The sequence below is a fragment of the Paraburkholderia sp. Ac-20340 genome (assembly GCF_017104965.1).
Lineage (GTDB): Bacteria > Pseudomonadota > Gammaproteobacteria > Burkholderiales > Burkholderiaceae > Paraburkholderia.
Genome location: NZ_JAAGPR010000050.1, coordinates 20960 through 45907 on the forward strand (window position 1 = coordinate 20960; position 24948 = coordinate 45907).

The 24948-nt window shown below is 63.6% G+C and carries 26 protein-coding genes and 1 pseudogene; 14 read left to right on the forward strand and 13 right to left on the reverse strand.

Annotated features, from left to right (window positions below; genetic code table 11):
* Positions 1–60: 60 nt before the first annotated feature.
* The 6 genes from G3N59_RS34560 (at position 61) to G3N59_RS34585 (ending at position 5616) form a co-directional block, all read left to right on the forward strand.
* On the forward strand, positions 61–1332 hold the full coding sequence (locus G3N59_RS34560; RefSeq protein WP_241024768.1) for an anaerobic sulfatase maturase: 1272 nt from the start codon (positions 61–63) through the stop codon (positions 1330–1332).
* Complete coding sequence (locus G3N59_RS34565) at positions 1329–1994, forward strand: paraquat-inducible protein A (RefSeq protein WP_205987351.1); 666 nt, start codon at positions 1329–1331, stop codon at positions 1992–1994. Before G3N59_RS34560 ends, G3N59_RS34565 begins: the two co-directional genes overlap by 4 nt.
* A complete protein-coding gene (locus G3N59_RS34570) occupies positions 1991–2659 on the forward strand; it encodes a paraquat-inducible protein A (protein WP_205987353.1) in 669 nt (222 codons plus the stop codon). Before G3N59_RS34565 ends, G3N59_RS34570 begins: the two co-directional genes overlap by 4 nt.
* On the forward strand, positions 2652–4265 hold the full coding sequence (locus G3N59_RS34575) for an MlaD family protein (protein ID WP_205987356.1): 1614 nt from the start codon (positions 2652–2654) through the stop codon (positions 4263–4265). Before G3N59_RS34570 ends, G3N59_RS34575 begins: the two co-directional genes overlap by 8 nt.
* Positions 4262–4891, forward strand: coding sequence for a PqiC family protein (locus tag G3N59_RS34580; protein ID WP_205987357.1), 630 nt, complete (start codon positions 4262–4264; stop codon positions 4889–4891). Before G3N59_RS34575 ends, G3N59_RS34580 begins: the two co-directional genes overlap by 4 nt.
* A gap of 185 nt (positions 4892–5076) precedes the next feature.
* Complete coding sequence (locus G3N59_RS34585; RefSeq protein WP_241024770.1) at positions 5077–5616, forward strand: YSC84-related protein; 540 nt, start codon at positions 5077–5079, stop codon at positions 5614–5616.
* Between the two features lie 15 nt (positions 5617–5631).
* Here G3N59_RS34585 and G3N59_RS34590 read toward each other — a convergent pair whose 3' ends face one another.
* A complete protein-coding gene (locus G3N59_RS34590; RefSeq protein WP_205987359.1) occupies positions 5632–7314 on the reverse strand; it encodes a PLP-dependent aminotransferase family protein in 1683 nt (560 codons plus the stop codon).
* A 131-nt stretch (positions 7315–7445) separates the two neighbouring features.
* Between G3N59_RS34590 and gabT the strand changes: the two genes are divergently transcribed.
* Both gabT and gabD read left to right on the forward strand, forming a co-directional pair.
* Entirely contained in the window at positions 7446–8738 is a 1293-nt protein-coding gene (gene gabT / locus G3N59_RS34595) for a 4-aminobutyrate--2-oxoglutarate transaminase (protein WP_205987361.1), read from the forward strand.
* Between the two features lie 140 nt (positions 8739–8878).
* Entirely contained in the window at positions 8879–10330 is a 1452-nt protein-coding gene (gene gabD, locus G3N59_RS34600; RefSeq protein ID WP_205987363.1) for an NADP-dependent succinate-semialdehyde dehydrogenase, read from the forward strand.
* 125 nt (positions 10331–10455) lie between these two features.
* Here gabD and G3N59_RS34605 read toward each other — a convergent pair whose 3' ends face one another.
* Complete coding sequence (locus G3N59_RS34605) at positions 10456–11037, reverse strand: hypothetical protein (protein WP_205987406.1); 582 nt, start codon at positions 11035–11037, stop codon at positions 10456–10458.
* A 351-nt stretch (positions 11038–11388) separates the two neighbouring features.
* On the opposite strand from G3N59_RS34605, the gene G3N59_RS34610 reads away from it, so the two are divergent.
* Positions 11389–11619 carry a hypothetical protein gene (locus G3N59_RS34610; RefSeq protein WP_205987365.1) on the forward strand — a complete coding sequence of 77 codons (231 nt, stop codon included), beginning with the start codon at positions 11389–11391 and terminating at the stop codon, positions 11617–11619.
* A gap of 343 nt (positions 11620–11962) precedes the next feature.
* Here G3N59_RS34610 and pcaF read toward each other — a convergent pair whose 3' ends face one another.
* The 5 genes from pcaF to cyoA form a co-directional block, all read right to left on the reverse strand.
* Positions 11963–13165 carry a 3-oxoadipyl-CoA thiolase gene (gene pcaF / locus G3N59_RS34615; protein WP_205987371.1) on the reverse strand — a complete coding sequence of 401 codons (1203 nt, stop codon included), beginning with the start codon at positions 13163–13165 and terminating at the stop codon, positions 11963–11965.
* Positions 13166–13483: 318 nt separating this feature from the next.
* Positions 13484–13801, reverse strand: coding sequence for a cytochrome o ubiquinol oxidase subunit IV (gene cyoD, locus G3N59_RS34620; RefSeq protein ID WP_205987372.1), 318 nt, complete (start codon positions 13799–13801; stop codon positions 13484–13486).
* Positions 13801–14412: a cytochrome o ubiquinol oxidase subunit III gene (gene cyoC / locus G3N59_RS34625; protein ID WP_205987373.1), complete on the reverse strand. Its 612-nt coding sequence runs from the start codon at positions 14410–14412 to the stop codon at positions 13801–13803. Before cyoC ends, cyoD begins: the two co-directional genes overlap by 1 nt.
* A gap of 3 nt (positions 14413–14415) precedes the next feature.
* On the reverse strand, positions 14416–16419 hold the full coding sequence (cyoB, locus tag G3N59_RS34630; RefSeq protein WP_205987374.1) for a cytochrome o ubiquinol oxidase subunit I: 2004 nt from the start codon (positions 16417–16419) through the stop codon (positions 14416–14418).
* Between the two features lie 6 nt (positions 16420–16425).
* Positions 16426–17319 (reverse strand): ubiquinol oxidase subunit II, encoded by an 894-nt coding sequence (gene cyoA / locus G3N59_RS34635; RefSeq protein ID WP_205987377.1) that lies wholly within the window; start codon positions 17317–17319, stop codon positions 16426–16428.
* Positions 17320–17939: 620 nt separating this feature from the next.
* Here cyoA and G3N59_RS34640 point away from each other — a divergent pair.
* On the forward strand, positions 17940–18764 hold the full coding sequence (locus G3N59_RS34640) for an IclR family transcriptional regulator (protein WP_205987379.1): 825 nt from the start codon (positions 17940–17942) through the stop codon (positions 18762–18764).
* A 35-nt stretch (positions 18765–18799) separates the two neighbouring features.
* Here the strand turns inward: G3N59_RS34640 and G3N59_RS34645 are convergent, their stop codons facing one another.
* Positions 18800–19219: a carboxymuconolactone decarboxylase family protein gene (locus G3N59_RS34645; RefSeq protein WP_205987386.1), complete on the reverse strand. Its 420-nt coding sequence runs from the start codon at positions 19217–19219 to the stop codon at positions 18800–18802.
* Complete coding sequence (locus G3N59_RS34650) at positions 19153–19626, reverse strand: MerR family transcriptional regulator (protein WP_205987388.1); 474 nt, start codon at positions 19624–19626, stop codon at positions 19153–19155. The genes G3N59_RS34645 and G3N59_RS34650 overlap by 67 nt, the downstream gene beginning before the upstream one ends.
* 136 nt (positions 19627–19762) lie before the next feature.
* On the opposite strand from G3N59_RS34650, the gene G3N59_RS34655 reads away from it, so the two are divergent.
* Both G3N59_RS34655 and G3N59_RS34660 read left to right on the forward strand, forming a co-directional pair.
* Complete coding sequence (locus G3N59_RS34655; RefSeq protein ID WP_205987389.1) at positions 19763–20269, forward strand: AraC family transcriptional regulator; 507 nt, start codon at positions 19763–19765, stop codon at positions 20267–20269.
* The gene (locus tag G3N59_RS34660) at positions 20266–20679 is read left to right on the forward strand and encodes a VOC family protein (RefSeq protein WP_205987390.1); all 414 of its coding nucleotides are present in this window, start codon (positions 20266–20268) and stop codon (positions 20677–20679) included. Before G3N59_RS34655 ends, G3N59_RS34660 begins: the two co-directional genes overlap by 4 nt.
* A gap of 18 nt (positions 20680–20697) precedes the next feature.
* Here G3N59_RS34660 and G3N59_RS34665 read toward each other — a convergent pair whose 3' ends face one another.
* The 4 genes from G3N59_RS34665 to phnF all read right to left on the reverse strand — a co-directional run bounded on the left by G3N59_RS34665 (position 20698) and on the right by phnF (position 23739).
* Positions 20698–21591 carry a LysR family transcriptional regulator gene (locus G3N59_RS34665; RefSeq protein WP_205987392.1) on the reverse strand — a complete coding sequence of 298 codons (894 nt, stop codon included), beginning with the start codon at positions 21589–21591 and terminating at the stop codon, positions 20698–20700.
* Between the two features lie 104 nt (positions 21592–21695).
* On the reverse strand, positions 21696–22250 hold the full coding sequence (gene phnN, locus G3N59_RS34670; RefSeq protein ID WP_205987397.1) for a phosphonate metabolism protein/1,5-bisphosphokinase (PRPP-forming) PhnN: 555 nt from the start codon (positions 22248–22250) through the stop codon (positions 21696–21698).
* Positions 22247–22987 carry a DUF1045 domain-containing protein gene (locus G3N59_RS34675; RefSeq protein ID WP_241024772.1) on the reverse strand — a complete coding sequence of 247 codons (741 nt, stop codon included), beginning with the start codon at positions 22985–22987 and terminating at the stop codon, positions 22247–22249. The genes phnN and G3N59_RS34675 overlap by 4 nt, the downstream gene beginning before the upstream one ends.
* On the reverse strand, positions 22984–23739 hold the full coding sequence (gene phnF, locus G3N59_RS34680) for a phosphonate metabolism transcriptional regulator PhnF (protein ID WP_205987398.1): 756 nt from the start codon (positions 23737–23739) through the stop codon (positions 22984–22986). Before phnF ends, G3N59_RS34675 begins: the two co-directional genes overlap by 4 nt.
* 249 nt (positions 23740–23988) lie before the next feature.
* Between phnF and phnG the strand changes: the two genes are divergently transcribed.
* Positions 23989–24489, forward strand: coding sequence for a phosphonate C-P lyase system protein PhnG (gene phnG / locus G3N59_RS34685; RefSeq protein WP_205987402.1), 501 nt, complete (start codon positions 23989–23991; stop codon positions 24487–24489).
* 11 nt (positions 24490–24500) lie between these two features.
* A pseudogene (locus G3N59_RS34690) lies at positions 24501–24818 on the forward strand (phosphonate C-P lyase system protein PhnH); the annotation flags it as partial.
* Positions 24819–24948 lie beyond the last annotated feature (130 nt).

The following is a 24948-nucleotide window of genomic DNA, read 5'->3' on the forward strand; positions in this document are numbered from 1 at the left end:
GGCGGCCGCGCGGCTTTTCGCAGTGCGGCCGCTCAACCGTAACCGGATGAGCCCTGAATCATGAATCACACACACGTCGATGACGGTTTTCACGCCATGGCGAAACCCAGTGGATCGGATTGCAATCTCGATTGCTCGTACTGCTTTTATCTCGAGAAAGCCGCGCTGTATCGCGATAGCAACCGGCATCGCATGAACGATGATGTCCTCGAAGCCTATGTGCGCGACTATATCGCCGCAACGCCGCCGGACCATGAAGTCGTGTTCACGTGGCAAGGCGGGGAACCCTCGCTGCTGGGCCTGGCGTTTTATCAACGCGCGATAGCGTTGCAGCAGCGCTATGGCGAAGGTCGGCGCATCGCCAATAGTTTCCAGACCAACGGTCTGTTAATCGACGAAGCGTGGTGCGACTTCTTCAAGCAGCACGATTTTCTGATCGGGTTATCGCTCGATGGACCCGCGCATCTTCACGACGCGTATCGCTTGACCGTGGGCGGACAGCCTTCGCATGCGCTCGTGATGCGCGCGCTGGACAGGCTCAAGGCGTGGGGCGTGCGGTACAACGTGCTCGCCTGCGTCAATCATCGTAGCTCGCAGGCGCCGCTCGAAGTCTATCGATTCCTGCGCGAGCACGGCGTTGAGTATATGCAGTTCATTCCTGTCGTCGAGCGTGCGCCAGGCGAGCAGGAGCGGGAAATCGGCCTCACCTTGCGCGGCCCTGGCGGCAAGGTGCTGTCGGCAGCCGCACGGCCGCAAGCCGACACATCGGTTACCGATTGGTCAGTGCGCCCCGAGCACTACGGCACATTTTTATCGACGATTTTCGACGAATGGATCGAGCGCGATGTCGGCAAGATCCATGTGATGAACTTCGAATGGGCGCTGGCGAATTTTATGGGCCGCCCCGGCGCGTCATGCCATCACCAGCCAACCTGCGGTAAAGCCGTGGTCGTCGAGCATAACGGCGATGTCTATGCTTGCGATCACTATGTTTATCGCGACTATCGGCTGGGCAATCTGGCGCAGAACGATTTTGCGTCGATGCTCGATTCGCCGTTGCAGCAACGCTTCGGCCAAGACAAGTTCGAGGCGCTGCCACAGCAATGCCTGCGCTGCAATATGCTCAAAGGTTGCTGGGGCGGTTGCCCGAAACATCGCTTCACGCGCTCGACGCAAGGCGAGCCCGGCCTCAACTATCTTTGTCAGGGCTACTACCATTTCTTCAGCCACTGCGTTCCGTGGCTAAAGGCGCTTGCGCAGATCGTCGAAAGCGGCCGGCCGGCCAGCGATATCCTGCAGATGAACGTAACGTTTTCTCGTGCCGTCGAATGATCGCCTGTCACGAATGCGACACGCTCCACCGCAAACCCCGTCTGGCCAGCTGCCGCAGCGCGCGCTGCGCGTGCTGCGGCGCGACGCTTTACCGTAACGCCGCGTCACAACTCGACCGCATCAGTGCGATCACGGTCGCGGCGCTCGTGATGTTTATCATCGCGCAGTCGTTTCCCATCATCGAGCTCGACGCCAACGGCATCCTCTCGACGTCGAGCCTGTTTGGCGCAATCGCCGTGCTGTGGCGCGACGACATGCAGATCATTGCCGCGATGGTCTTTTGCGCGACTGTGCTGTTTCCGCTCACGGAGATGCTGGCGCTTCTCTATGTTTTGCTGCCCGTGCGCCGTGGCGTTATCCCGCCGGGCTTCACAAGGGTGCTGCGCACGATCCAGTTCGTGCGGCCGTGGGGCATGCTCGAAGTGTTCATGCTGGGCGTGCTGATCACCATCGTGAAAATGGTGAGCCTTGCGCGCGTGATTCCCGAAACCGCGTTATTCGCCTTCGGCGCGCTCACGCTGATGTTCACAGTCGTTGCGACATTCGATGCGCGCCTGCTGTGGGACATCGCCGACGCCTTGCGCGATGCCGCACGCGATACATCGCGCGCACACGACCAGCACGCGCAGCGAAACAATCCGCTGCCGGAACCGCCACAATGAAATATTTAACCGCCGCCCAAGCCGGCTATTTTTCCTGCCACGCGTGCGGGCGTGTCCAGGCGCAATCGCAAGTGCATGGCCACGCGCACCCGCGCTGCCACCGTTGCGGCTCGGCACTGCATCCGCGCAAGCCCAACAGCCTGATGCGCACGTGGGCCCTGCTCATCGCCGCCGCGCTGCTTTATATTCCCGCGAACCTGCTGCCGATCATGCATACGGAGTCGCTCGTCGGCAACGAGGACGACACCATCATGAGCGGCGTGGTCTATTTCTGGACTTCGGGCTCGTGGCCGCTCGCGGTGATCGTTTTCATCGCCAGCATTCTCGTGCCGATGCTCAAGCTTTCCGTGCTCGCCCTGCTGACATTGACCACGCAGCGGCGCTCGACGTGGCGGCCGATCGAACGCACGAAACTCTATCGCCTTGTCGAATTCATCGGGCGCTGGTCGATGCTGGACGTGTTCGTCGTCACGCTGACCGTTGCTCTGGTACGCTTCCAGTCGCTTGCGGTGATTACGGCTGGGCCTGGCGCCATCGCGTTCGGCTCGGTCGTGATCCTGACGATGATCGCTTCGATGCAGTTCGACCCACGCCTGATCTGGGACGCGGTGAACGAAAACAAACAAGAATCTACGCAACACTTCCAGGATCATCCGCATGAATAGCCCGCAAGGATCGCTGCCGCCCAACCTGCCCGATCCCGAGATCGTCAAGCCAAAACGCTGGCTGCCTTCGCTCGTGTGGATCGTGCCGCTCATCGCCGCGCTGATCGGCGTCGCGCTGGTGGTGAAATCGGTTGCCATGCGCGGCCCGACCATCAGCATCAGCCTGTCGAGCGCCGAAGGCCTCGAGCCCGGCAAGACCAAGGTGAAGTACAAGGACGTCGAGATCGGCGCGGTGCGCGCGATCAAACTCTCGCCTAATCTCTCGCACGTGATCGTGACGGTAGAACTCACCAAGGATGCCGAACGATTCGCGGTGAAGGACAGCCGCTTCTGGGTCGTGCGTCCGCGCGTGGGCGCGAGCGGCGTATCGGGCCTCTCCACGCTGCTTTCGGGTTCGTACATCGGCGCCGATGCCGGTCATTCGTCCGATACGCAAACCGATTTCGTCGGGCTCGAAGCGCCGCCCGCCGTGACCATCGACCAGAAGGGCCATCGCTATACGCTGCACAGCGCGGCGCTCGGTTCGCTCGACATCGGCACGCCGATCTTTTTCCGCCGTATTCAGGTCGGCCAGGTGACGGATTTTTCGCTCGACAAGGATGGCACCGGCGTTACGGTGCAGGTGTTCGTGAGCGCGCCCTATGACCAGTACGTGGGCGCCAATACGCGCTGGTGGCACGCAAGCGGCGTGAACGTGCAGCTCGATTCGAGCGGCATCAAGATCGATACGCAATCGCTCGCCACCATCGTGGTCGGCGGTCTCGCGTTCGGTGCGCCGCCCGGCCAGGTGATGGGGCCGCTTGCGGCCAACAACGCCACGTTCGATCTGGCCGCCGACGAATCTACCGCCATGCACGAGCCCGACGGCACGCCGCTGCATGTGGTGATGAACTTCAACCAGTCGCTGCGCGGTCTCGCAGTGGGCGCGCCGGTGGACTTCCGCGGCATCGTGCTTGGGCAGGTGACCGCCATCGGCATCGAATACGACCGCAAGGAGCGCAACTTCACCATGCCGGTGACGATGGACCTGTATCCGCTGCGTCTCGCGCGCCGCGCTCGCGGCGATACCGATACGCCTTATACGTCGCAGAATCACGCGCTGCTGCGGCAACTCGTGGATCACGGTTTGCGTGGGCAATTGCGCACCGGCAATCTCATCACTGGCCAGCTATATGTGGCGCTCGACATCTTCCCGAAGGCGGCGCCAGCCAAGGCCGATTTCGACCGCGATCCGGTAATGCTGCCGACCATTCCGAACTCGCTTGAAGAACTCCAGCAACAGGTCGCCGAGATTACGAAAAAACTCAATGCGATGCCGTTCGACAAGATCGGCAAGAACCTGAACGAGTCGCTGCAGAACGCGAACCAGATGTTCGCCAAGGTCAACAACGAATTGATGCCGCAGATGCGCAGTACGCTCGACGAAGCGCGTCAGACTTTCAGCGCCGCGCAGTCCACGCTGCAGCAGGATTCGCCGCTGCAGTCGGACGTGCATCAGGCGATGCAGGAACTCACGCGTACGTTGCAATCCCTTAACGCGCTTTCCGACTACCTGGAGCGCCACCCGGAATCGCTGCTGCGCGGCAAGTCAGGAGACCAGCCATGATGTTCCGACGCGTCCCCTCGATGGCGGCAACCCTGCTCGCGGCCGCCGCGCTGGCCGGTTGCGGATCGCCCGCCACGCGCTTTTATACGCTCAGCCCGGGCACGCCCGCCACGAGTGCCACGATCGCGAGCAACCCGCCGTGGCTGATCGAACTCGCGCCGGTGGACGTGCCGCCGCAAGTCGCGAAATCGCAGTTCGTGGTGCAAACCGACGCAAACCAGGTGCGCGTGCTCGAACACGATCGCTGGGCCTCGCTGCCCGGCGACGAGATCCGCCACGCGCTTTCGGGCGACCTCACGCAGCAGCTTGGCACCATCGACGTATATGGCGCGCCGCATGCCGCGGGCGTACCCGTTTATCGCGTGAGCGTGAACGTGCAGCGCTTCGAATCCTGGCCGGGTTCGCACGTGCTGATCGATGCCGTGTGGAGCGTGCGCGCGCTGGGCGCGCAAACCGCCATGGCCTGCCGAAGCGTGCGCAACGAAGCGGTTGGCGAGGGCTATGACGCGATTATCGACGGACATCGGCGAGCCATCGAGGCGCTCTCGCAATCGATCGCCAGCGGCGTGCGCGCGCTCGCGGCTGCGCCGCGTTCGGGCGCGCGGGCAAGCATCGCCTGCCCGTAAATCGCAGCTGCAGGACGACGACTCGATTTCGATCGAGTCGTCGTCTCTTTCGCCGCCTGGCGTGACGGTGCGCAAAGACCTGAACAGTTCGCTTTGCTAATGTGGTTCATTCCAGAACCGCAAAACGCAAAGCCAATATGTCATCCCAATACGTAGGCATACTGATCATTTCAACGGCGCTGCTTATGTCTGCCTGTTCGACACAGAACGGCAGCATTTTGCCCACGAGCAGCACAACCGGCAATGCAGCGTCGCACGCGCAACTCGAACGCGACGCTCGGGTTGCACTGAACACGCTCTACAAGAGCGTACCGAACGCCCGATCGCTGGGTTCGCGCGCCAACGCGATTCTGGTCTTCCCGGACATGCTGAAAGCGGGCCTGCTGGTCGGCGGCGCGAGCGGCAATGGCGTGCTGTTCTCGCGCGATGGCCAGGTGCTCGGTTATTACAATTCGAGCTCGCTGTCGTACGGGTTGCAGGCCGGCGCGCAGAGTTTTGCCGAAGCGCTGTTCCTCATGACGCCCGCCGCGCAAACGTACCTCGATAGCTCCGATGGCTGGTCGATTGGTTCGGGCCCGAGCGTTGTGGTCGCGAACTCGGGCGCGGCGGAAGACTATTCGAGTACAACTCTGCGCTCGGACGTCTACGCCATGATCTTCGCTCAGGCGGGCTTGATGGCAGGCATCGGCGTGCAAGGGCAAAAGATCACGAAGCTCAGTCCTTGAGCGTTGCAGGTCGCGCTACGCGAAGGCCGGCAGCGTAGCGTCAATCGCCTGCGCGAGCGTGTCGAAGGACGGCGCGATTTCCTCGTCCGGCACACACGCATAGCCGATCAACAAACCCGACGCCGCGCGTTCGCGCTCCGAGTAATAGCCCGACAGCGGACGCACGACGATATTGCGCGCCAGCGCCGCTTCGGCCACGGCGCGGTCGTCGCTGCCTTCGGGCAACTGCATGACCACGTGCAGGCCCGCGTCGCCGCCCATCGCGGGCAACGCGTCGCCGTAGCGGCGCGCGGCGGCGTCGAGCAAAGCCTGACGGCGCTGGCCGTACAACGCGCGCATCTTTCGGATGTGCGAAGTGAAATGCCCCTCGGCGATAAATTCCGCCAGTACGGCCTGCTGCAAAAGCTGGCCTTCGCGATAAAGCTCGGCGCTGGCGGTCGCGAAGCTCTCCGCGAGCGATTCCGGCGCCACCAGGTAGCCCACGCGCAAGCCCGGAAACAAGGTCTTGCCGAAGCTGCCCACGTAGATCACCTGCCCGGCTGTATCAAGACCTTGCAGGGACGCGAGCGGCCGGCTGCCGTAGCGGAATTCGCTGTCGTAATCGTCCTCGATGATCCAGCATTGGTGCTGGCGCGCGTATTCGAGCAGCGTGCGGCGGCGCGCAAGACTCATCACCATGCCAAGCGGATATTGATGCGACGGCGTGACCAGAATCAGCTTCGGCGGCGGCGCGGCGAAATCGGCGGCGGAAGGGTTGATGCCTTCGCTATCGACGGCAATCGGGCGCGGGTTGAGCCCCGAAACGTGCAGCACGCTGCGCACGCCCCAGTAGCACGGGTCTTCGGTCCAGATGGTGTCGCCGGGATCGGACAGCAGACGCACCGCCAGGTCGACCGACTGGTGGATGCCCGTCGTGATGATGATCTGCTCGGGCGAGCAGCGCACGGAGCGCGAGGTGCGCAGATAGTCGGCCAGCACATGGCGCAGCAAGGCCAGACCGCCGCCGGGCGCGTAGGTCAGCAGATCGGGGCGCAACGTGCGCCAGTATTTGTTGTGCAATCGGGTCCAGATGCGCGCGGGAAAGCGCGAGACATCGGGCACGCCCGGCATGAAGGCGCCGCCCTGGCGCTTGGACACGCCCGCGCCCGCGATCAGGCGTGCGCCTCGCGCCGATAGCGCGCGGGCTCCCGGACGGTGCGGCTGCGGCAACTGCGGTGGCTGTATCAGGCCTTGAGTCTGCTCGCCAAGGTCATCGCGCAGATCGGTAGCGACGGAAACCGGCGAAATCGGGCCGTTCGACCGCTCCGGATCGGGCTGAGTCCGGCTGTTAGTTGCAATGCTTGAAGATTGGCCCGCAATGGAACCTGATTTGATCGGGGTTTTCACCGATCCGATAGAGCCAATTTCCGCCGCACCGACGATCTCATCGGGCGAAGTATCGGCGACAAAGGTGCCGCGCCCCGTCGCCGAGGTGACATAGCCTTCGAGCACCAATTGCTCGTAAACCTGCGTGACCGTATTGCGCGCGATTCCCAGCTCAGCCGCCAGCAGCCTCGATGACGGGACTCTCGCGCCGGCCGGCAGCTCGCGCGAGTGGATCGCCTGCTGCAGAAGTTTGTGCAGTTGCCGGTACACGGGCTGGCCGCTGCCGCGATCGAGCCGCTGGGCCAGCCAGTCGGACAGGACACTCGCTCGCATGGAAATTGGCTCCTAAAGATTGCACTGAATGGCTCTGAATATTAGAGCCAAACGTGAGTATAGTCGCGGCATGGACGGATGCACGACCATCCGGTCCGCCAGTCAACCCAGAACCGAAAGCATTGAAGGAGATGAACGTGAGCAAGAACGCCGATCTGCAGGCCCGCAAGAACGCAATTACCCCGCGCGGCGTGGGCGTGATGTGCGACTTCTACGCTGAGCGCGCTGAAAACGCGGAACTGTGGGACGTCGAAGGCCGCCGCGTGATCGACTTCGCTGCCGGTATCGCCGTGTGCAACACGGGCCACCGCCATCCGAAGATCGTCGCTGCGATCAAGGACCAGCTCGAGCGCTTCACGCACACCGCCTACCAGATCGTGCCGTACGAGTCGTATGTCTCGCTGGCCGAAAAGGTCGCACAACGCGCTCCGGGCAGCTTCGCGAAGAAGGCCGCGTTCTTCACGACCGGCGCTGAAGCCGTCGAAAACGCCGTCAAGATCGCCCGTGCGTCGACTGGCCGTCCGGGCGTGATCGCCTTCGCAGGCGGCTTCCACGGCCGCACGATGATGGGCATGGCGCTCACCGGCAAGGTCGCGCCGTACAAGCTGAACTTCGGCCCGTTCCCGGCCGACGTCTACCACGCTCCGTACCCCAACTCGGTTCACGGCATCAGCACGGCTGACTCGCTCAAGCACATCGAAATGCTGTTCAAGGCCGATATCGATCCGAAGCGCGTCGCCGCGATCATCTTCGAACCGGTTCAGGGCGAAGGCGGTTTCTACCAGGCACCGGCGGACTTCGTGCGCGGCCTGCGCAAGATCTGCGACACGCACGGCATCCTGCTGATCGCCGACGAAGTGCAAACCGGCTTCGCCCGCACCGGCAAGCTGTTCGCGATGGAACACTACGACGTCACGCCGGACCTGATGACGATCGCCAAGAGCCTGGCCGGCGGCATGCCGCTGTCGGGCGTGGTCGGACGCGCGGAAGTCATGGACGCCGCAGCGCCTGGCGGCCTCGGCGGCACGTATGCGGGTAACCCGCTGGCTGTGGCTTCGGCGCACGCGGTCATCGAGATCATCGAAGAAGAAAAGCTCTGCGAGCGCGCCACGAAGCTGGGCGACAAGATCAAGGCCAAGCTCACGGCGATGAAGGCCGAAGTGCCGCAAATCGCCGACGTGCGTGGCCCGGGCGCGATGAACGCCGTCGAATTCTGCAAGCCGGGCACCAACGAAGCCGACGCCGACTTCACGAAGCGCGTGCAAACCGCCGCGCTGAACCGCGGCCTGCTGCTGCTCGTGTGCGGCGTGTACTCGAACGTCGTGCGTTTCCTGTTCCCGCTGACGATCCAGGACAACGTGTTCGACGAAGCGCTGGCGATCCTCGAAGAATCGATCAAGGAAGCCGTGGGCGTGCCGGCGTAAGCCTCGCCTGAGCACCTCAGCGCTTTGATCTGAGTCCCGAAACGGCACACCGGCGTTTGCCGCTGTGCCGTTCGTCGTTGTGCCTCGCGCCGGCGACATACCGAATCGAACTGAATAGAAGCATTGCCCGGAGTTCCCAGATGAACCTGAAAGACGCATCGCTGCTCAAGAACGCGGCCTATATCAATGGCGAATGGCAAGGCGCGGAAGACGGCGCCACGCTCGACGTGGTCAATCCCGCCACCGGCGCGCTGATCGGCACGGTGCCGCGCATGGGCGCGGCTGAAACGCGCCGCGCGATCTCCACCGCCAACGCCGCCTGGCCCGCGTGGCGCGCCAAGACCGCGAAGGAGCGCAGCGTCATCCTGCGCAAGTGGCACGATCTGATGATCGAAAACGCCGACGACCTCGCGCTGATCCTCACGACCGAACAAGGCAAGCCGATCGCCGAAGCCAAGGGCGAAATCGGCTATGCGGCCTCGTTCCTCGAATGGTTCGCCGAAGAAGGCAAGCGCGTCTACGGCGATACGATCCCCACGCCCGCCAACGACAAGCGCATCGTGGTGACGAAGGAAGCGATCGGCGTGTGCGCCGCCATCACGCCGTGGAACTTCCCGGCTGCGATGATCACGCGCAAGGTCGGCCCCGCGCTCGCGGCCGGCTGCCCGATCGTGCTCAAGCCCGCTGAAGCCACGCCGTTCTCGGCGCTCGCGCTGGCCGTGCTGGCCGAACGCGCAGGCGTGCCCGCCGGCGTGTTCAGCGTCGTCACCGGCGACCCGAAGGCGATCGGCGGCGAACTCACGAGCAACCCGATCGTGCGCAAGCTCTCGTTCACGGGCTCGACGCCGGTTGGCCGTCTGCTGATGAGCCAGTGCGCCGCCACCGTGAAGAAAGTCTCGCTCGAACTGGGCGGCAACGCGCCGTTCATCGTATTCGACGACGCCGATCTCGACGCCGCAGTCGCGGGCGCGATCGCCTCGAAGTATCGCAACAGCGGCCAGACCTGCGTCTGCACGAACCGCTTCTACGTGCACGACGCCGTGTACGACGCGTTCGCCGCGAAACTGCGCGACGCCGTAGAAAAGCTCAAGGTGGGTCTGGGCACCGAAGCTGGCGTGACGCAAGGCCCGCTGATCAACGAAGCAGCCGTGCTGAAGGTGGAATCGCACATCGAAGACGCGCTCGGCAAGGGTGCGCAGGTGCTGACGGGCGGCAAGCGCCACGCGCTCGGCCACGGCTTCTTCGAACCGACGATTCTCACGGGCGTGACGCCTGCGATGAAGGTCGCGCGCGACGAAACCTTCGGCCCGCTGGCGCCGCTGTTCCGTTTCTCGTCGGATGAAGAAGTGATCAAGATGGCCAACGACACCGAATTCGGCCTGGCTGCCTACTTCTACAGCCGCGACATCGGCCGCGTCTGGCGCGTGGCGGAAGCGCTCGAATACGGCATGGTGGGCATCAACACCGGCCTGATCTCGAACGAAGTCGCACCGTTCGGCGGCGTGAAGCAATCGGGCCTGGGCCGCGAAGGCTCGCACTACGGCATCGACGATTACGTCGTCATCAAGTACATGTGCATGGCCGGCATGTAAGCCGCCGGAAAAACGACGGGCGCCACCCAGGCGCCGCGTGGAACTGCGCCAAACCGGCGCGTCGCGAATGGATCGCGACGCGCCGGTTTGTATTTGTACGCGAGCTTCGAAGTTGACGCTGACGCTTACTGCGTGGCTTCGACCGGCGTGACCTGCGTGGCGTAAGCGGAAACGAACACGGCGTGAATGGTATCGCCGACCTTGAGCGTCTTGAGATCGATATCGGGCGTGGCCTCGAGGGTCACGGTCTGATAGGCGCCGCGCAGCGTAACCTCGCGCTTTTTCGCGTTGATGTGCTGCACGGTGGCCTGCACCTCGACCTGGCGCGCCGCGCTATAACCCGACGAAGCCGGCATATAGACGCTGGTATCGACACGCTTGCGAATGCCCTTGTCCTTCCCGGTGACCTTTTCCGCGGTCACGAGCAGCGCGTTCTTGTAGAGCACATCGACGGTATCGCCGATATTCAGTTGATCGAAATTACTGACCTGCTCGCTCAGACCGATATCGATATCGTTACCGCGCGGACCGCGCAGCGTGACGATACGCGCACCGCGATCGATACCGACGATCTTCGCTTTGAGATGAACGGGCGCCGCATTGGCGATAACCGACTGCGCCTCGCCGGCGAGCGCCGTTTGCGCGGCAGGCGCCGAAGCGGGCTGCTCGTTCTGCGCGAACGAAGTGTGCGAAACACCGAAACCCATCAACAGCGCGGCCATCCATACCGAAGTCTTGGTCACTTGCGATCTCCTCATCACGATGAATTCGATTCGTTCAACCAGGCGGGTTGCACGGGGATGTGGAGCGATTCTACGCGGGCGATCGAAAACGGGGATGCAAGTTGAACGGGCGTTGACACAGATTATTCGCCGCGAATTTCGTTAGATTTCGTTTCGCATAAATCGAGAGATCGATATTGAAACGATCACGAGAATTATTGCGCCTTGCGCAACCCAACGAACCCCACCAATATCTCGAATTCCTTCGATATAGCGAGCGAATCGGACTCCCTATCCTGATACCTGTCCTGAAACAACACGTACTGGAGAGATGCCATGAGCCCGCTTTCACTGCTGATCGATCATTCGCAACTGATGAACCGAGTCCAGACGCTGTATTCGTTTGCGCCGAGCGAAGCAGGCAAAGTCGAGGACGAACAAACGGTATCGAAGAAGGAAGACGCAAAGCGAGAGGAGCGCCTTGTCCAGATCAAGGGCCTGGTGGGCGGCACCTTGCTGTTCATGCCGTTCCTGATTGCATACGTCGTAGCCTGCGCGAGCCGTTAAAAGGCCACGAGGTGTGAAAGTTATGCCCCACGGCGCGCGCAGCGTCGCCGGGTGTGCGGGCGCCTTGTCACAGAGTTGGGTGGTGCGAAGAGCCGGATGCTCCTACACCATTCCCCGCATAAGGCAGATTGTGGACTGCGTCACACTGGCGGTGTGAGCGGCTTTCTTTTGCTTACTTTTCTTTGCCGCGGCAAAGAAAAGTAAGTGCCGCCCCGCACAGGGGCAACGCTCATAGACCGACACGAAAACAAGGAAATGCCCAAACAAAAAGAGCCGCGACCCCAAAGGCTCACGGCTCCGATCACACCACATCAAACAGCGCAATCAAGGCAAAAAAACAGCCTTAAACCCGCTCAATAGCAATAGCAATCCCCTGCCCGACGCCAATACACATCGTGCAGAGCGCAAAACGCCCGCCGGTGCGATGAAGCTGATACATAGCGGTAGTCACGAGACGAGCTCCGCTCATCCCCAGCGGATGCCCGAGCGCGATTGCGCCGCCGTTCGGATTAACACGAGGATCGTTATCCGCGACACCGAGCATACGCAGCACCGCGAGCCCTTGCGAAGCAAACGCCTCATTGAGCTCGATCACATCGAACTGATCGATGGTCATACCAAGACGGGCGAGCAGCTTCTGCGTAGCCGGACCAGGCCCGATACCCATAACACGCGGCGCAACGCCAGCCGTAGCAACGCCGATCACACGCGCCCGCGGCGTCAACCCAAAACGCTTCGCATTCTCTTCATTCGCGAGCAACAGCGCACAAGCACCATCGTTCACACCCGAAGCATTCCCGGCGGTAACAGAACCCTCCGCCCCAACCACGCCCTTAAGCTTGGCAAGCGCCTCGAGCGACGTCTCACGCGGATGCTCATCACGCGAGAACACCAGCGGATCGCCCTTCTTCTGCGCGATCGAAACCGACACGATTTCCTGCTCGAACGTACCATCGGCGATCGCACGCGCGGCCTTCTGCTGGCTGTGCAGCGCAAACGCATCCTGATCGGCGCGGCTGATCTTGTAATCAACGGCGACGTTCTCAGCCGTTTCCGGCATCGAATCGACGCCATACTGCTGCTTCATCAGCTTGTTGACGAAGCGCCAGCCGATCGTCGTGTCGTAGATCGCCGCATCGCGCGCAAACGCGGTGTTGGCCTTGCCCATCACGAACGGCGCACGGCTCATGCTTTCCACGCCGCCGGCAATCATCAGACCGGTTTCGCCCGACTTCAGCGCGCGCGCGGCAATACCCACGGCATCCATGCCCGAACCGCACAGACGGTTGACCGTCGAACCCGGCACGACTTGCGGCAGACCCGCCAGCAGCGACGACATGCGCGCAACGTTGCGGTTGTCTTCGCCCGCCTGGTTTGCGCAGCCGTAGATCACATCGTCGATTGCGGTCCAGTCGACATCCTTGTTGCGCTCCATCAGCGCCTTCAGCGGCACGGCGCCGAGGTCGTCGGCGCGAACCTGCGCAAGGGTGCCCGCATAGCGGCCGATCGGCGTGCGAATCGCGTCGCAGATGAATGCTTCCGTCATAAGAGTCTCCTGTCGATTGCGCGCGCCAAGATCAGCGTCGGACGCAATCCCATGCTAAACCGGTTGGGATCGACGGACTGCGCGGGCGAAGAATGGGGTATCGAACGCGCACGTCCTCGTGCGAATTGTTCGAATTGCGAACTCATGGTCGATAATCGAACATTTGGCGCCCATGATAGGCGTCGCGGCGCGCGAGTGTCAAGCAGGGGTAACCGCAGGTGAAGTCTGGGGGCGTGGGGGGATGGGCGGTGCAGAAATGACAACGGCCGCGTGAGACATGGGTCTCGCGCGGCCGTTGGCCTGATCAGGCCGGGTGAATCATCGCGACATCATATTCATCGTCACGTTATGCATGACCCACATGGTTCCGAAGATCAGGAACGCCGCAGCCAGTACCGTATAAGCCAGCGACAGCACGTTCCAGCCCTGCCCCGGCGAATTCAGATGCAGGAAGAACAGCAGATGCACGATCACCTGCACGAAGGCGAGCACGGCAAGGATCGTCATGCCCGTGCCCGGCGCGAACGAGCCATGCAGCACCACGCCAAACGCGCCTGCCGTCAGCAGCACCGAGAGAATGAAGCCCGCAGCATAGCTGCCGAGAGAACCATGAGCTTCGCTATGAGAATGAGCCATTAGAGCGCGCTCCCGAGATAGACAAAAGTAAACACGCAGATCCAGACCACGTCCAGGAAGTGCCAGAAGAGGCTCAGGCACGTGAGGCGGCGCACTTCGCGCTCGTCCAGTTGCGGGCGGCGCAGCACCTGCATCATCAGCACGGCCATCCAGACCAGACCGAAGAACACGTGCAGACCGTGCGTGCTGACCAGCACGAAGAACGACGAGAGAAACGCGCTGCGCTGCGGACCAGCACCATCGGCGATCAGGTGCGAGAACTCGCGCAGTTCGAGCACGAGGAACAGCACGCCGAGGATAAACGTCACGCCAAGCCAGCCGAGCACCGCGCCGCTCTTGCGCTGCTGCGCGCCGAGCATGGCGAAGCCGTAGGTGATGCTCGACAGCAGCAGCACGGCCGTTTCGATCGCCACGCCGCCGATATCGAACAGATCCTTGCCTGACGGGCCGCCCGCGTACTGGTGCGCCAGCACGGCAAACGTGGCGAACAACGAAGCGAACAGGACGCAGTCCGTCATCAGATACACCCAGAAGCCGAACACCGAGTTCGACGGCGGATGATCGTGATGATCGAGGTCGGCCAGATTTGCCGTATGGGTTTTCTGTAGCATGGCTTAGCCCTCCACTTCCGCCAGTTCGCGCTCGACGGCAACCGCCGCGCGATGGCGCTTCTCTTCGATTTCGCGAACCTTCGCGGCCGGAATGTAATAGCCGTCGTCGTCGCTGAAGCTGCGCGCGGCGATCGTCACGACGATCGCGGCCAGCGCCAGCACGGCCAGCCAGACGATATGCCACACGCCCGCGAAACCCAGCGCCAGGCTGAACATGCCGATGAGGAAACCCGCCGCGGTGTTCGACGGCATATGAATATCCGTGTACTTCGCGGCGAGCCCCAGACCGCGGCCCGTTTCCTTCATATGCGTGAAGGCGTCGATTTCGTGGACTTGCGGAATGACCGCGAAGTTATAGACCGGCGGCGGCGAAGAAGTCGCCCATTCGAGCGTGCGGCCATCCCACGGATCGCCCGTGACGTCCTGGCATTCGGCCTTGTTGCGATTGACGAAGGCCATCACCCACTGCAGCACCTGGAACACCACACCCGCCGCGATGATCGCCGCGCCGATTGCCGCAACGATGAAGTACGGCTGCCACGCGGGATTGTCGTAGTGGTTCAGACGACGCGTCGCGCCCATGAAACCGAGTACGTAGAGCGGCACGAAGGCCACGTAGAAACCGACGAACCAGCACCAGAACGATGCCTTGCCGAGCTTTTCATTCGGCTTGAGGCCGAACACCTTCGGGAACCAGTAGTGCAGGGCCGCGAGGTAGCCAAACACCACGCCGCCGATGATGGCGTTGTGGAAGTGGGCAATCAGGAACAGCGAGTTATGCAGCACGAAGTCCGCGCCCGGGATCGCCATCATCACGCCCGTCATACCGCCGATCGAGAACGTGACCATGAAGCCGATCGTCCAGAGCACCGGCGCCGTGAATTCGATGCGGCCGCGATACATCGTGAACAGCCAGTTGAAGATCTTCACGCCCGTGGGGATCGCAATCACCATGGTCATGATGCCGAAGAACGCATTGACGTCGGCGCCCGAACCCATCGTGAAGAAGTGATGCAGCCACACGAGGAAGGCCAGCACCATGATCGCGCACGAGGCGTACACCATGGTCTTGTAGCCGAACAGCGGCTTCTTCGAGAACGTGGCCATGACTTCCGAATAGATACCGAACGCAGGCAGCACGAGGATGTACACCTCGGGGTGGCCCCATGCCCAGATCAGGTTCAGATACAGCATGGCATTGCCGCCGCCGTCGTTCGTGAAGAAGTGCGTGCCGACATAACGGTCGAAGCCCAGCAGCGCGAGCGCGATCGTGAGAATCGGGAACGTGGCCATGATCAGCACGTTCGAGCACAGCGCCGTCCACGTGAACACCGGCATCTTCATGAGACTCATGCCCGGTGCGCGCATCTTCAGGATCGTCACGAAGAAGTTGATGCCGGTAATGAGCGTGCCCACGCCCGAAAGCTGCAGCGACCAGATGTAATAGTCGACCCCCACGCCCGGACTGAACTGCAATTCCGACAGCGGCGGATACGCGAGCCAGCCCGTTTGCGCGAACTCGCCGACCACGAGCGACAGGTTAATGAGGATCGCGCTGATCGCCGTCATCCAGAACGACAGCGAGTTCAGGAACGGGAAAGCCACGTCGCGCGCGCCGATCTGCAGCGGCACGACGAGGTTGAACAGGCCGACCATCAGCGCCATCGCCATGAAGAAGATCATGATGACGCCGTGCGCCGAGAAGATCTGGTCATAGTGATGCGGCGGCAGATAGCCGGGCGCGTCGAAGGCGATGGCCTGCTGGATGCGCATCATGACGGCATCGGCGAAACCGCGCACGAGCATGAGCACCGCCACGATGATGTACATCACGCCAATGCGCTTGTGGTCCACGCTCGTGATCCAGTCGGACCAGATGGTTTTCCACTTGCCGGTCACGGTCACGAGACCGAGCACGGCGACCACGATCAGCGCCATGAACGCCGCGGCGCCCATGATGATCGGCTGATCGAACGGGATCGCCTCTAAGGTGAGTTTTCCGAACATGACTGCTTACCCCTTGGTCACGCACGACGGATCAGTGAAGTCCGTGACGTGGCCGTTGTTGTACTTCGCGATGATGTTGTTGAAGAGCTTCGGATCGACGGTCGAGAAGTACTGCACCGGCGCCTTCTCGGTCGGCTGCGAGACGCCCGCGTATTGGTCCATCGACAGGCCGTCGTGCGAGGCCTTGACCTTCTGCACCCACGCGTCGAAATCCTGCTGGCTGGTGGCGAGCGTGCGGAACTTCATGTCCGAGAAGCCCTTGCCGCTGTAGTTGGCCGAAATGCCTTCGTAGTTGCCGGCTTCGTCCGCGACCAGGTGCAGGCGCGTCTGCATGCCCGCCATGGCGTAGACCTGGGTGCCCAGTTGCGGGATAAAGAACGAGTTCATCACCGAATCCGACGTGATGCGGAAGTTGACCGGCGTGCCCACCGGCACGGCCAGCTGGTTCACCGTGGCGATGCCAAGATCGGGATAGATGAAGAGCCACTTCCAGTCGAGCGCAACGACTTCGACGTTGATGGGTTTCACGTTCGACTCGAGCGGCCGGTAGGGATCGAGTTCGTGCGTGGTCTTCCAGGTGAGCACGGCGAGGAACAGGATGATGACGGCCGGAATGGTCCAGACCACCACTTCGATCGCCGTGGAGTGCGCCCACTTGGGCGCGTAGGTGGCGTTGCGGTTGGACGCGCGGTAGCGCCAGGCGAAATACAGCGTGAGCAGGATCACCGGCACGACCACGAGCAGCATGGCCCACGTGGCCGTGGCGATGAGGGATTTTTCGGCCACGCCCACGCTGCCCTTGGGATCGAGCACCGTCAGATTGCCGCTGCATCCCGCGAGCGTGGCGACGAGCCCGCCGCCGAGGGGGATTAACCACCTTTTGAAGGCTTTTCTCTTCATGTTTGCCTGCTATTCCGTTTAACCACTTTGAACGCCTTTACGCACCCGCATCGCTAAAACCGCTATGCAAAATGCACCCGTACCGTTTTTAGCGAAATTCTACGGAAACGACTTATCTGAAAATTTGATCCAGATTAAGGTTTATTCAGGGCGTCAAAGCGCATCCGCCCAGCCGCGACGGAACGACACATATATCTTTCGAATAGCTTTCGTGCGCGAAACAACCCCGCGCGGCAAGGCGTCGCAGGCGTTGGAGCAGCCTTGCCAGGCGAAAACGAGTATGAATGCGGCATCGCGCAAGACACCGTTCAGCAGCCGACTCACTCCTGTCACAAGCACGGCACACGATTAACCGTCTTGCTTTCGTGAAATCGATCTGCTAATGGGAAATCCGATTTAATTCACGCGGTAAATAATCAAACCAAAATCCTCAATCCGATTAAGCCGCGGGTTAATTGCGAAAAATCAAACAACACGTTTGAACGGCTGCGCCGCAGCGCTTGCTTTTTCCGTCGAGCCGCGCCTCGCGCCGGGTGCCGGTTGGCGAAACAAAGCGCTTGCGCTATCGTCATGGGTTCCTTTCGCGCCGCCTCCAGCCCTTGATCCGACGCCACGACGCCATGAACCCCGCTAACCGCGCCTCGCCCGCCCCCTCCGACGAGCAGACGGATATCCCCGAAAAACCGGGTGACTCCTACGTGCAGTCGTTCGCACGCGGGCTTTCCGTGATCCGCGCGTTCAACGCCGAGCACCCCGAGCAGACGCTCACCGACGTCGCCGCGGCCACCGGCCTCACGCGCGCCGGCGCGCGCCGCATCCTGCTGACGCTGCAGACGCTCGGCTACGTGGAGGCCGACGGCCGGCTGTTCCGCCTCACGCCCAAGATTCTCGACCTCGGTTTCGCCTATCTGACGTCGATGCCGTTCTGGAATCTGGCCGAGCCGGTCATGGAAGAACTGTCGGGGCAAGTGCACGAAAGCTGTTCGGCAGCCGTGCTCGACCGCACCGAGATCGTCTACGTGCTGCGCGTGCCCACGCACAAGATCATGACGATCAATCTGTCGATCGGCAGCCGCCTTCCGGCTTATTGCACCTCGATGGGGCGCGTGCTGCTGGCCGCGCTCGACGAAGACGCGCTCGACGCCACACTGGGCGCCTCGCCGCTTTACGCCCACACGCCGCGCACGGTCACCGACAAGGACGAACTCAAGAAGATCATCGCCCAGGTGCGCCAGCAGGGCTGGGCGATCGTCGATCAGGAACTGGAGGGCGGGCTGATCTCGATTTCGGCGCCCATTCGCAATCGCCAGGGCCGCGTAATCGCCGCGATGAACATCAGCGGCAATGCGCAGCGCACGTCGGCGAAACAGATGGTCAAGACGTTCCTGGAGCCGCTGCAGCAGGCGGCCCAGCGCGTTTCCGGGATGGTGTCGCGGCGCACCTGAGCGCGCCAGCGCGCTATTTCGACCAGCGCTTACGCTTAATCGACCAGCGCCTCTGCGTCCTTCGCCGCGAACACCTCGCGCGCGGCGAACAGCGCATTGAGCGCCGCCGGAAAACCGGCGTATAGCACCATCTGCATGAACACTTCGACGATCTCGTCGCGCGTGCAACCCACGTTGAGCGCGGCTTCGATGTGGATCTTCAGTTGCGGCTGCGCGTTGCCGAGCGCGGCCAGCGCCGCAATCGTGGCGATTTCGCGGGCGCGCAGGTCCAGCTGCGGCCGGCTATAGATATCGCCGAAACCGAACTCGATCAGCAGACGGCCAAAGTCCGGCGCAATCGGCGCGAGCGCCGCCACGACCTTTTCGCCCGCCGCGCCGTCGATCTGCTTCAGTTTTTGCCAGCCCTGCGCGTAGCGGTCCTGTTGCGCGGGCGTTGCGTGATGTCGGTTGTCCATGGCGAATCCTCTTCCTGTCGATGGGTGGATGAATCTTCGTCATGTCGCACTGCATTCTCGTACCAGGCGATCTTGTCCGTGATCGCCGCCAGGTTCGCCTGCAGTGCCTCGATCCGCGCCAGCACCTCGCTGCGATGTTCGACCAGCATTGCGCGCCGCGCGTCGTAGGTCGATTCGCCCTGCGCGCGCAGTTCGGCGAACGCGCGGATGGCCGAGATCGGCATCCCCGTCGCCTTGGCGCGTATGACGAACTGCAGCCAGTCCAGATCGGCGGGCGAATACAGCCGGTGACCGGCGGGCGTGCGTCCGATGGCGCGCAGCAAGCCGGCCTGCTCGTAATAACGTAGCGTATGGGCGGTGACGCCGGTGGCCGTAGCCACCTGACCGATCGTCAGAAGGTTTGACATGACGGATCTCAGGTTAGGACTTCGAGTGCACTCTAAGTCAAGCGTCGTCCGCTGTCAGCCTCGAGTCAGCCTTGAATCAGCCTCGAGTCAGCCTTCGATCACTGATGTCGACCAGGTCGCTTCGAAATCAAAACGCATGTCAGCCAGCCTTCCGCCACAAGACCCCGCCCTGCTGCGCCGCCTGCTGCGCGCCAAAGACCGCATCGACGCCGCCTCGCACGAAGCCTGGCCCGTCAGCCGTCTGGCCGAAGTCAGCGGCGTCTCCGAAGCCCACTTCGCGCGCGCCTTCAAACGCGCGTTCGGCATTCCGCCGCACCGCTATCTGCTCACGCGCCGCATCGAGCAGGCCACCACGCTCCTGCGCGACACCGCGCTCAGCGTCACGGACATCGCCTTCGCAACCGGCTGGGAGAGCCTGGGCACCTTCGGCCGCACGTTTCGCGATATCACCGGCCTGAGCCCCAGCGAAGCCCGCCATCAGGCGCAAGCCGATGCCGATACCGCCCGCCTCGAGCGCGTGCCCGCCTGCGTGCTCAAGGCCGCGCAGCGCCCCGATCTCACCAGCGCAGTTTTGGAGAAGCGCCGCCGCGCGGCCGGCGATACAGTGCGGCCATCGACCCACCCAATAAGGAAGAAATCATGAGCGAAGGGATCAATGTCGTTGGTATCTACGTGGACGATCAGGACGCGGCGCTGGCGTTTTACGTCGACAAACTGGGGTTTCGCGTCCACACGGACGTGCGCAACGGCGCGTATCGCTGGCTGACGATCCAGCACCCAGATCAGCCGTCGTTCCAGCTCGGCGTGTTTACGCCGGGGCCGCCCGTGCACGACGAAGCCACCGCGCAGACCTTGCGCGCGATGGTCGCCAAAGGCGCGATGCCGCCGCTGGTTCTGACGGTCGCCGACTGCCGCGCGCGTTACGCCGAATGGAAGGCCAGGGGCGTCGAGTTCACGCAGGAGCCGGTGGAGCGCTACGGCAGTATCGACGCGGGGTTTCGCGATCCGGCGGGCAACGGCTGGAAGCTGATTCAGGCGGCGCAACCGGCGTAGGGCTCGCCGCAGAAACGCTCAACCCACATCCGCAAACACCAGCGCGAGCCAGTCCGCGAAGGCGCGCACGCGCAGCGATAGCTGACGCGCCTGCGGAAACAACACGGAAACCGGCATGGGCGGCGGCGGCTGGTCGGGCAGTACGACGCACAGCTCGCCGTTCGCCAGTTGCTCGCGCACGCGGTAGCGCGGCACCTGCACGATCCCGAGCCCGGCGACCGCGCCCGCCGTGTAAAGCTCGGCGCCGTTCACCGCCACCGGTCCCGGCAGCGTGACGTTGCGCACGCCATCGGGCATCGCGAATTCAAGCGGATGCGCGCGGCCCGAGGCCGGCGAGAGATAGTTGACGGCGCGGTGGCCGTCCGCGAGCGCGTCGATCGAAGCCGGATCGCCGTGCCGCTCCAGATACGCGGGACTCGCCACCGTCACCTGTTCGAGCAGCGCCACGCGCCGCGCGATCATCGACGAATCGCTGAGTTCGCCCGCGCGCAGCACGCAGTCGATCCCCTCGCGCACCAGATCGACGAAATGGTCGCCCGAGCCGATAAACAGCTCGATGCGCGGATAACGCGCGAGAAACTGCGGCAGGCGCGGCATGACGAAATACTGCGCGAGCGTGCCCTGCATGTTCACGCGCAGGCGGCCTTGCGGATCGGTGTCGCGAAAGGCTTCCTCGGTTTCCTCCAGATCGGCGAGCAGGCGCGTGCAGCGCTGATAGTAGGCTTCGCCGTCGGGCGTGGGCTTGACCTGGCGCGTGGTGCGCTCCAGCAGGCGCACGCCCAGGCGCGTCTCCAGACGCTTGATCGAATTCGTGACGGTGGCGCGCGGCAGGTTCAGGTCTTCGGCCGCCTGCGTGAAGCTGCGGCGATCGACGATGCGCGTGAAGATCTGCATCTCCTGGAAACGGTCCAAGGGCGGTCTCGTTGGGTTTTCAGAGCGGTTTGGGGGTCGTCGTCATCTTCTCACGAGCCTGTGAGCCGACAAAAATGACCCGCGCCGGGTCCGGCCGTGCCGGATCAGCCCTTGAGCACGACGCGCTGCACCGCTGCGACCAGCGCCGCGCCCGCATCTTCGAGCCGCCCGGAATTGTCGATCTGCACGAAAGTGGCGCCTTCGGGCACGACAAAGGGCGCGCGCCGCGCGAGCCGTTCCGCCACCTGCTCCGGCGTTTCCCGCGCCCGCGACGCGAGCCGCGCGGCCAGCACATGCTGCGCGGCGTTCACATGCACGAGCGTCATGCGCGGATAACGCGCGAGCGCTTCGCTCACATAGGCACGCGAGCCGTTCACCACGACCGTGCAGCCCAGCGCGAGCCACTGCTCGATTTCCACGCCGACGCCATAGCGCAGCGCATGGCTGCGCCACTCCAGCGCGAACAGGCCCTGGCGCGAACGCGCCTCGAATTCGGCTTCGGTCAGGGCGATGTGGTTCTCGCCGCCGCCCTCTTCGCGCGTGATGTAGCGATGCGCGAACACCACGCCCTCCACCGCGAGCCGCTTGCGCGCGTAGCCGAGCAGCGTGTCCTTGCCCGCGCCCGACGGGCCCATCACGTAGACCAGCCGCGAGGTCATGGCTGCACCTGCGCCGGAAAATCGACGCGCTGCCAGAGCACGAAGGGCGCGCCCGGCTGCGGCTCGGCGTAGATCGCCACGCCGTCGACCGGCAGCGCGCCCGCATCGCGCATCTGTGCGTTCCAGGCGTGCATGAGGGCGGCGCGCGTCGGCGCGTCGTCGAGCGAATCGGAGAGCGTCATATGAAAGCGGAATTCGTCGAACACATACGGATAGCCCCAGGTTTCGACGTAATCGCGCTGGCGCGGCGTGAGCGGCGCGTCCAGACGCTTCGCCAGTTCCGCGGGCGTCTGCGCGGCGCGCAGCGATCCGAGCGTGCGCAAGGCGTCGCCAGCGAGCGACTGGAGCGCCTGCGCGCCGGCTTCGTCGGCAGCGCGCACGGCAACGAAACGGCCGAGCGTGGCGGCTTCGCCCGGCACTTCAAAGCGCGCACGCCGCGCGGCCCACGCCTGCGTGGCGGCGAGCAGCGCCTGCGGCGTCACGCCATCGGCCAGCCGGAATGGCGGCACCAGCGTGCCGTGCCAGCCGTAGCGCGCGGGCGCCACGGCGAGCGAGGCGAGCGGTTTTTCGATTTCGGCAGGCTGCGGCGGCGCGAGCGTGGCACCGCTTTCAGGATCGCGGCCCAGCCACGCGCAACCGGCGCGCCACCAGACGCTTGCGCGCGGCGGCGCGTAATAGAGCGCGAAGCGCGTGGCCGCGCTCCAGGCTTCGTGCGGCGTGGTCATCGCGTCGCTCATATCTCGTGTTCCACCATCAGTTGCACGCGATCGGCCGCGAAGTGCGTCACGCCGTATTTGATCGCCACGCCTTCCAGATCGACGTCGACGTTTTCGACCCACAGCACCGGCTGCTGCCGGTTGATATTCAGGCGCCGCGCCACTTCCGGCTCGGGCAGCACGCTGCCGATACGGCTCCATTTGCGCAGATAGTCGCTCACGCCGAATTCGGCGAGCGCCTTCGAGGTGCTGTCCACGCGCTCCATGACTGCGGGCAGATCGGCGAAACGCGCGGCCGGATACCAGCTACGCGCATACGTGAGCGGCACGCCGTCCGACTCGTGCAGCGTTTCCAGCCGATAAACCAGCGCGCCCGCGCGCAGCCCCAGCGCCTTGGCGACCGCAGGATCGGCTTTCACGCGCGACGCAGCCAGCAGCTTGCCCACCGCCGAATGCTGATGGCGCTGCAGGTTTTCGGTAAAACGCGTGCGCTTGCCGATGCTGTAGTCGATCGCGCCGGGCTGCACGAAGGTGCCGCGCCCCTGCTCGACGCTCACCAGACCTTGCGCGGCCAGCCCCAGCATCGCGCGCCGCACCGTATGGCGGTTGACGTCGAAGCGCTTCGCCAGTTCGCCTTCGCTCGGCAGGCGGCCGTCGTCGCCGAAACCTTTCGCGGCAATTTCCGCCGCCAGAATCTGCTCGATCTGGCGCCACACCGCCAGCCCTGCGCCGCGTTCGAGGGTGCTGTGTGCCGCGTCGTCATTCGATGTCATGGTGCTGTCATTCCCCTCGGTTTCAATAGCGTTTTGCGCATTGTAGTGGCCAAGGCGTGATGGAAATATGAAACGCCTCCCGAGCCCGTGTGGGCTGACTGTAACATGAAACGTCTAGACGTTTAGATGAATAGATGCTTCAATGTTTGCACGTGGCGGCGTCCTGCGGCACGCGCAATCCAGTATCCGGTTCACCCGCTTTTGTCCGTTTTTCCGCGGTTCAATTCCGTTCATGACACAGGAACTCCGATGAACGCATCCTCCGCCCCGTCCACCGCTGCCGCGTCTGCCGCACGCCGCGCCTGGATGGCGGTTCTCGCGCGCACGCCGCGCGCCGAGCTCGAAGCGGCCTTCGCCGCGGCGCTCGGCGACGAGCCGGCGCCTTCTTTCGACTGGCTGCGCACCCCGCAGATCGGCCTCGCGATGGTGCGCGGGCGCGTCGGCGGCACCGGCAACGCCTTCAATCTGGGCGAAGCCACTGTCACGCGCGCCACGCTGCGCCTGCGTGCGGCGCAAGGCCAGCAAGGCGCCACGGTCGGCGTGGCCTGCCATCTGGGCCGCGACAAGCGCCGCGCCGAACTCGCCGCGCTCGCCGACGCCGTGCTCCAGCAACCCGAGCGCCACGCCCGGCCGCACGCCCCGTCGATCGAGCCGCTGGCCGCGCGCCAGGCGCAACGACGCGCCGCGCGCCGCACCGACGCCGCCAGCACCAAGGTCGAGTTCTTCACGATGGTTCGAGGTGACGCATGAACGAACGCGCCATGACTGCCGATATCGCCGGCACCGCCGTGCACCTGACGCTCGACGTCCTCGCACCCGGTTTCGCCGATCCGGTGCACGACACGCAAGCCGTGTTCCGCACGCTGCTGAACGCGCTCGCGCGCCCCGGCACGATCGAATCGATCGACACGCTGCTGCCCGCCGCAGATGCCGCCACCGATGCCGACGGCACACCGCGCGCCGGCCTCGCGGCCTTCGCCGCGCTGCTTTCGCTGGCCGATTACGCCACGCCGATCTGGCTCGCCCAGCCCGACGCCGCGCTGGCCGCCGCCCTGCGCTTTCACGCCGACGCGCCGCTGACCGCCGCCAGCATGATATTGAAATTCCCCGAGACAGTGACCAGGTAGCCGGCGACCCCCGGCCCTATGGCAAGACCCACTCCGATACTTACACAGACGAGTGCGAATAAACGTCCAGCACGATCAGAAT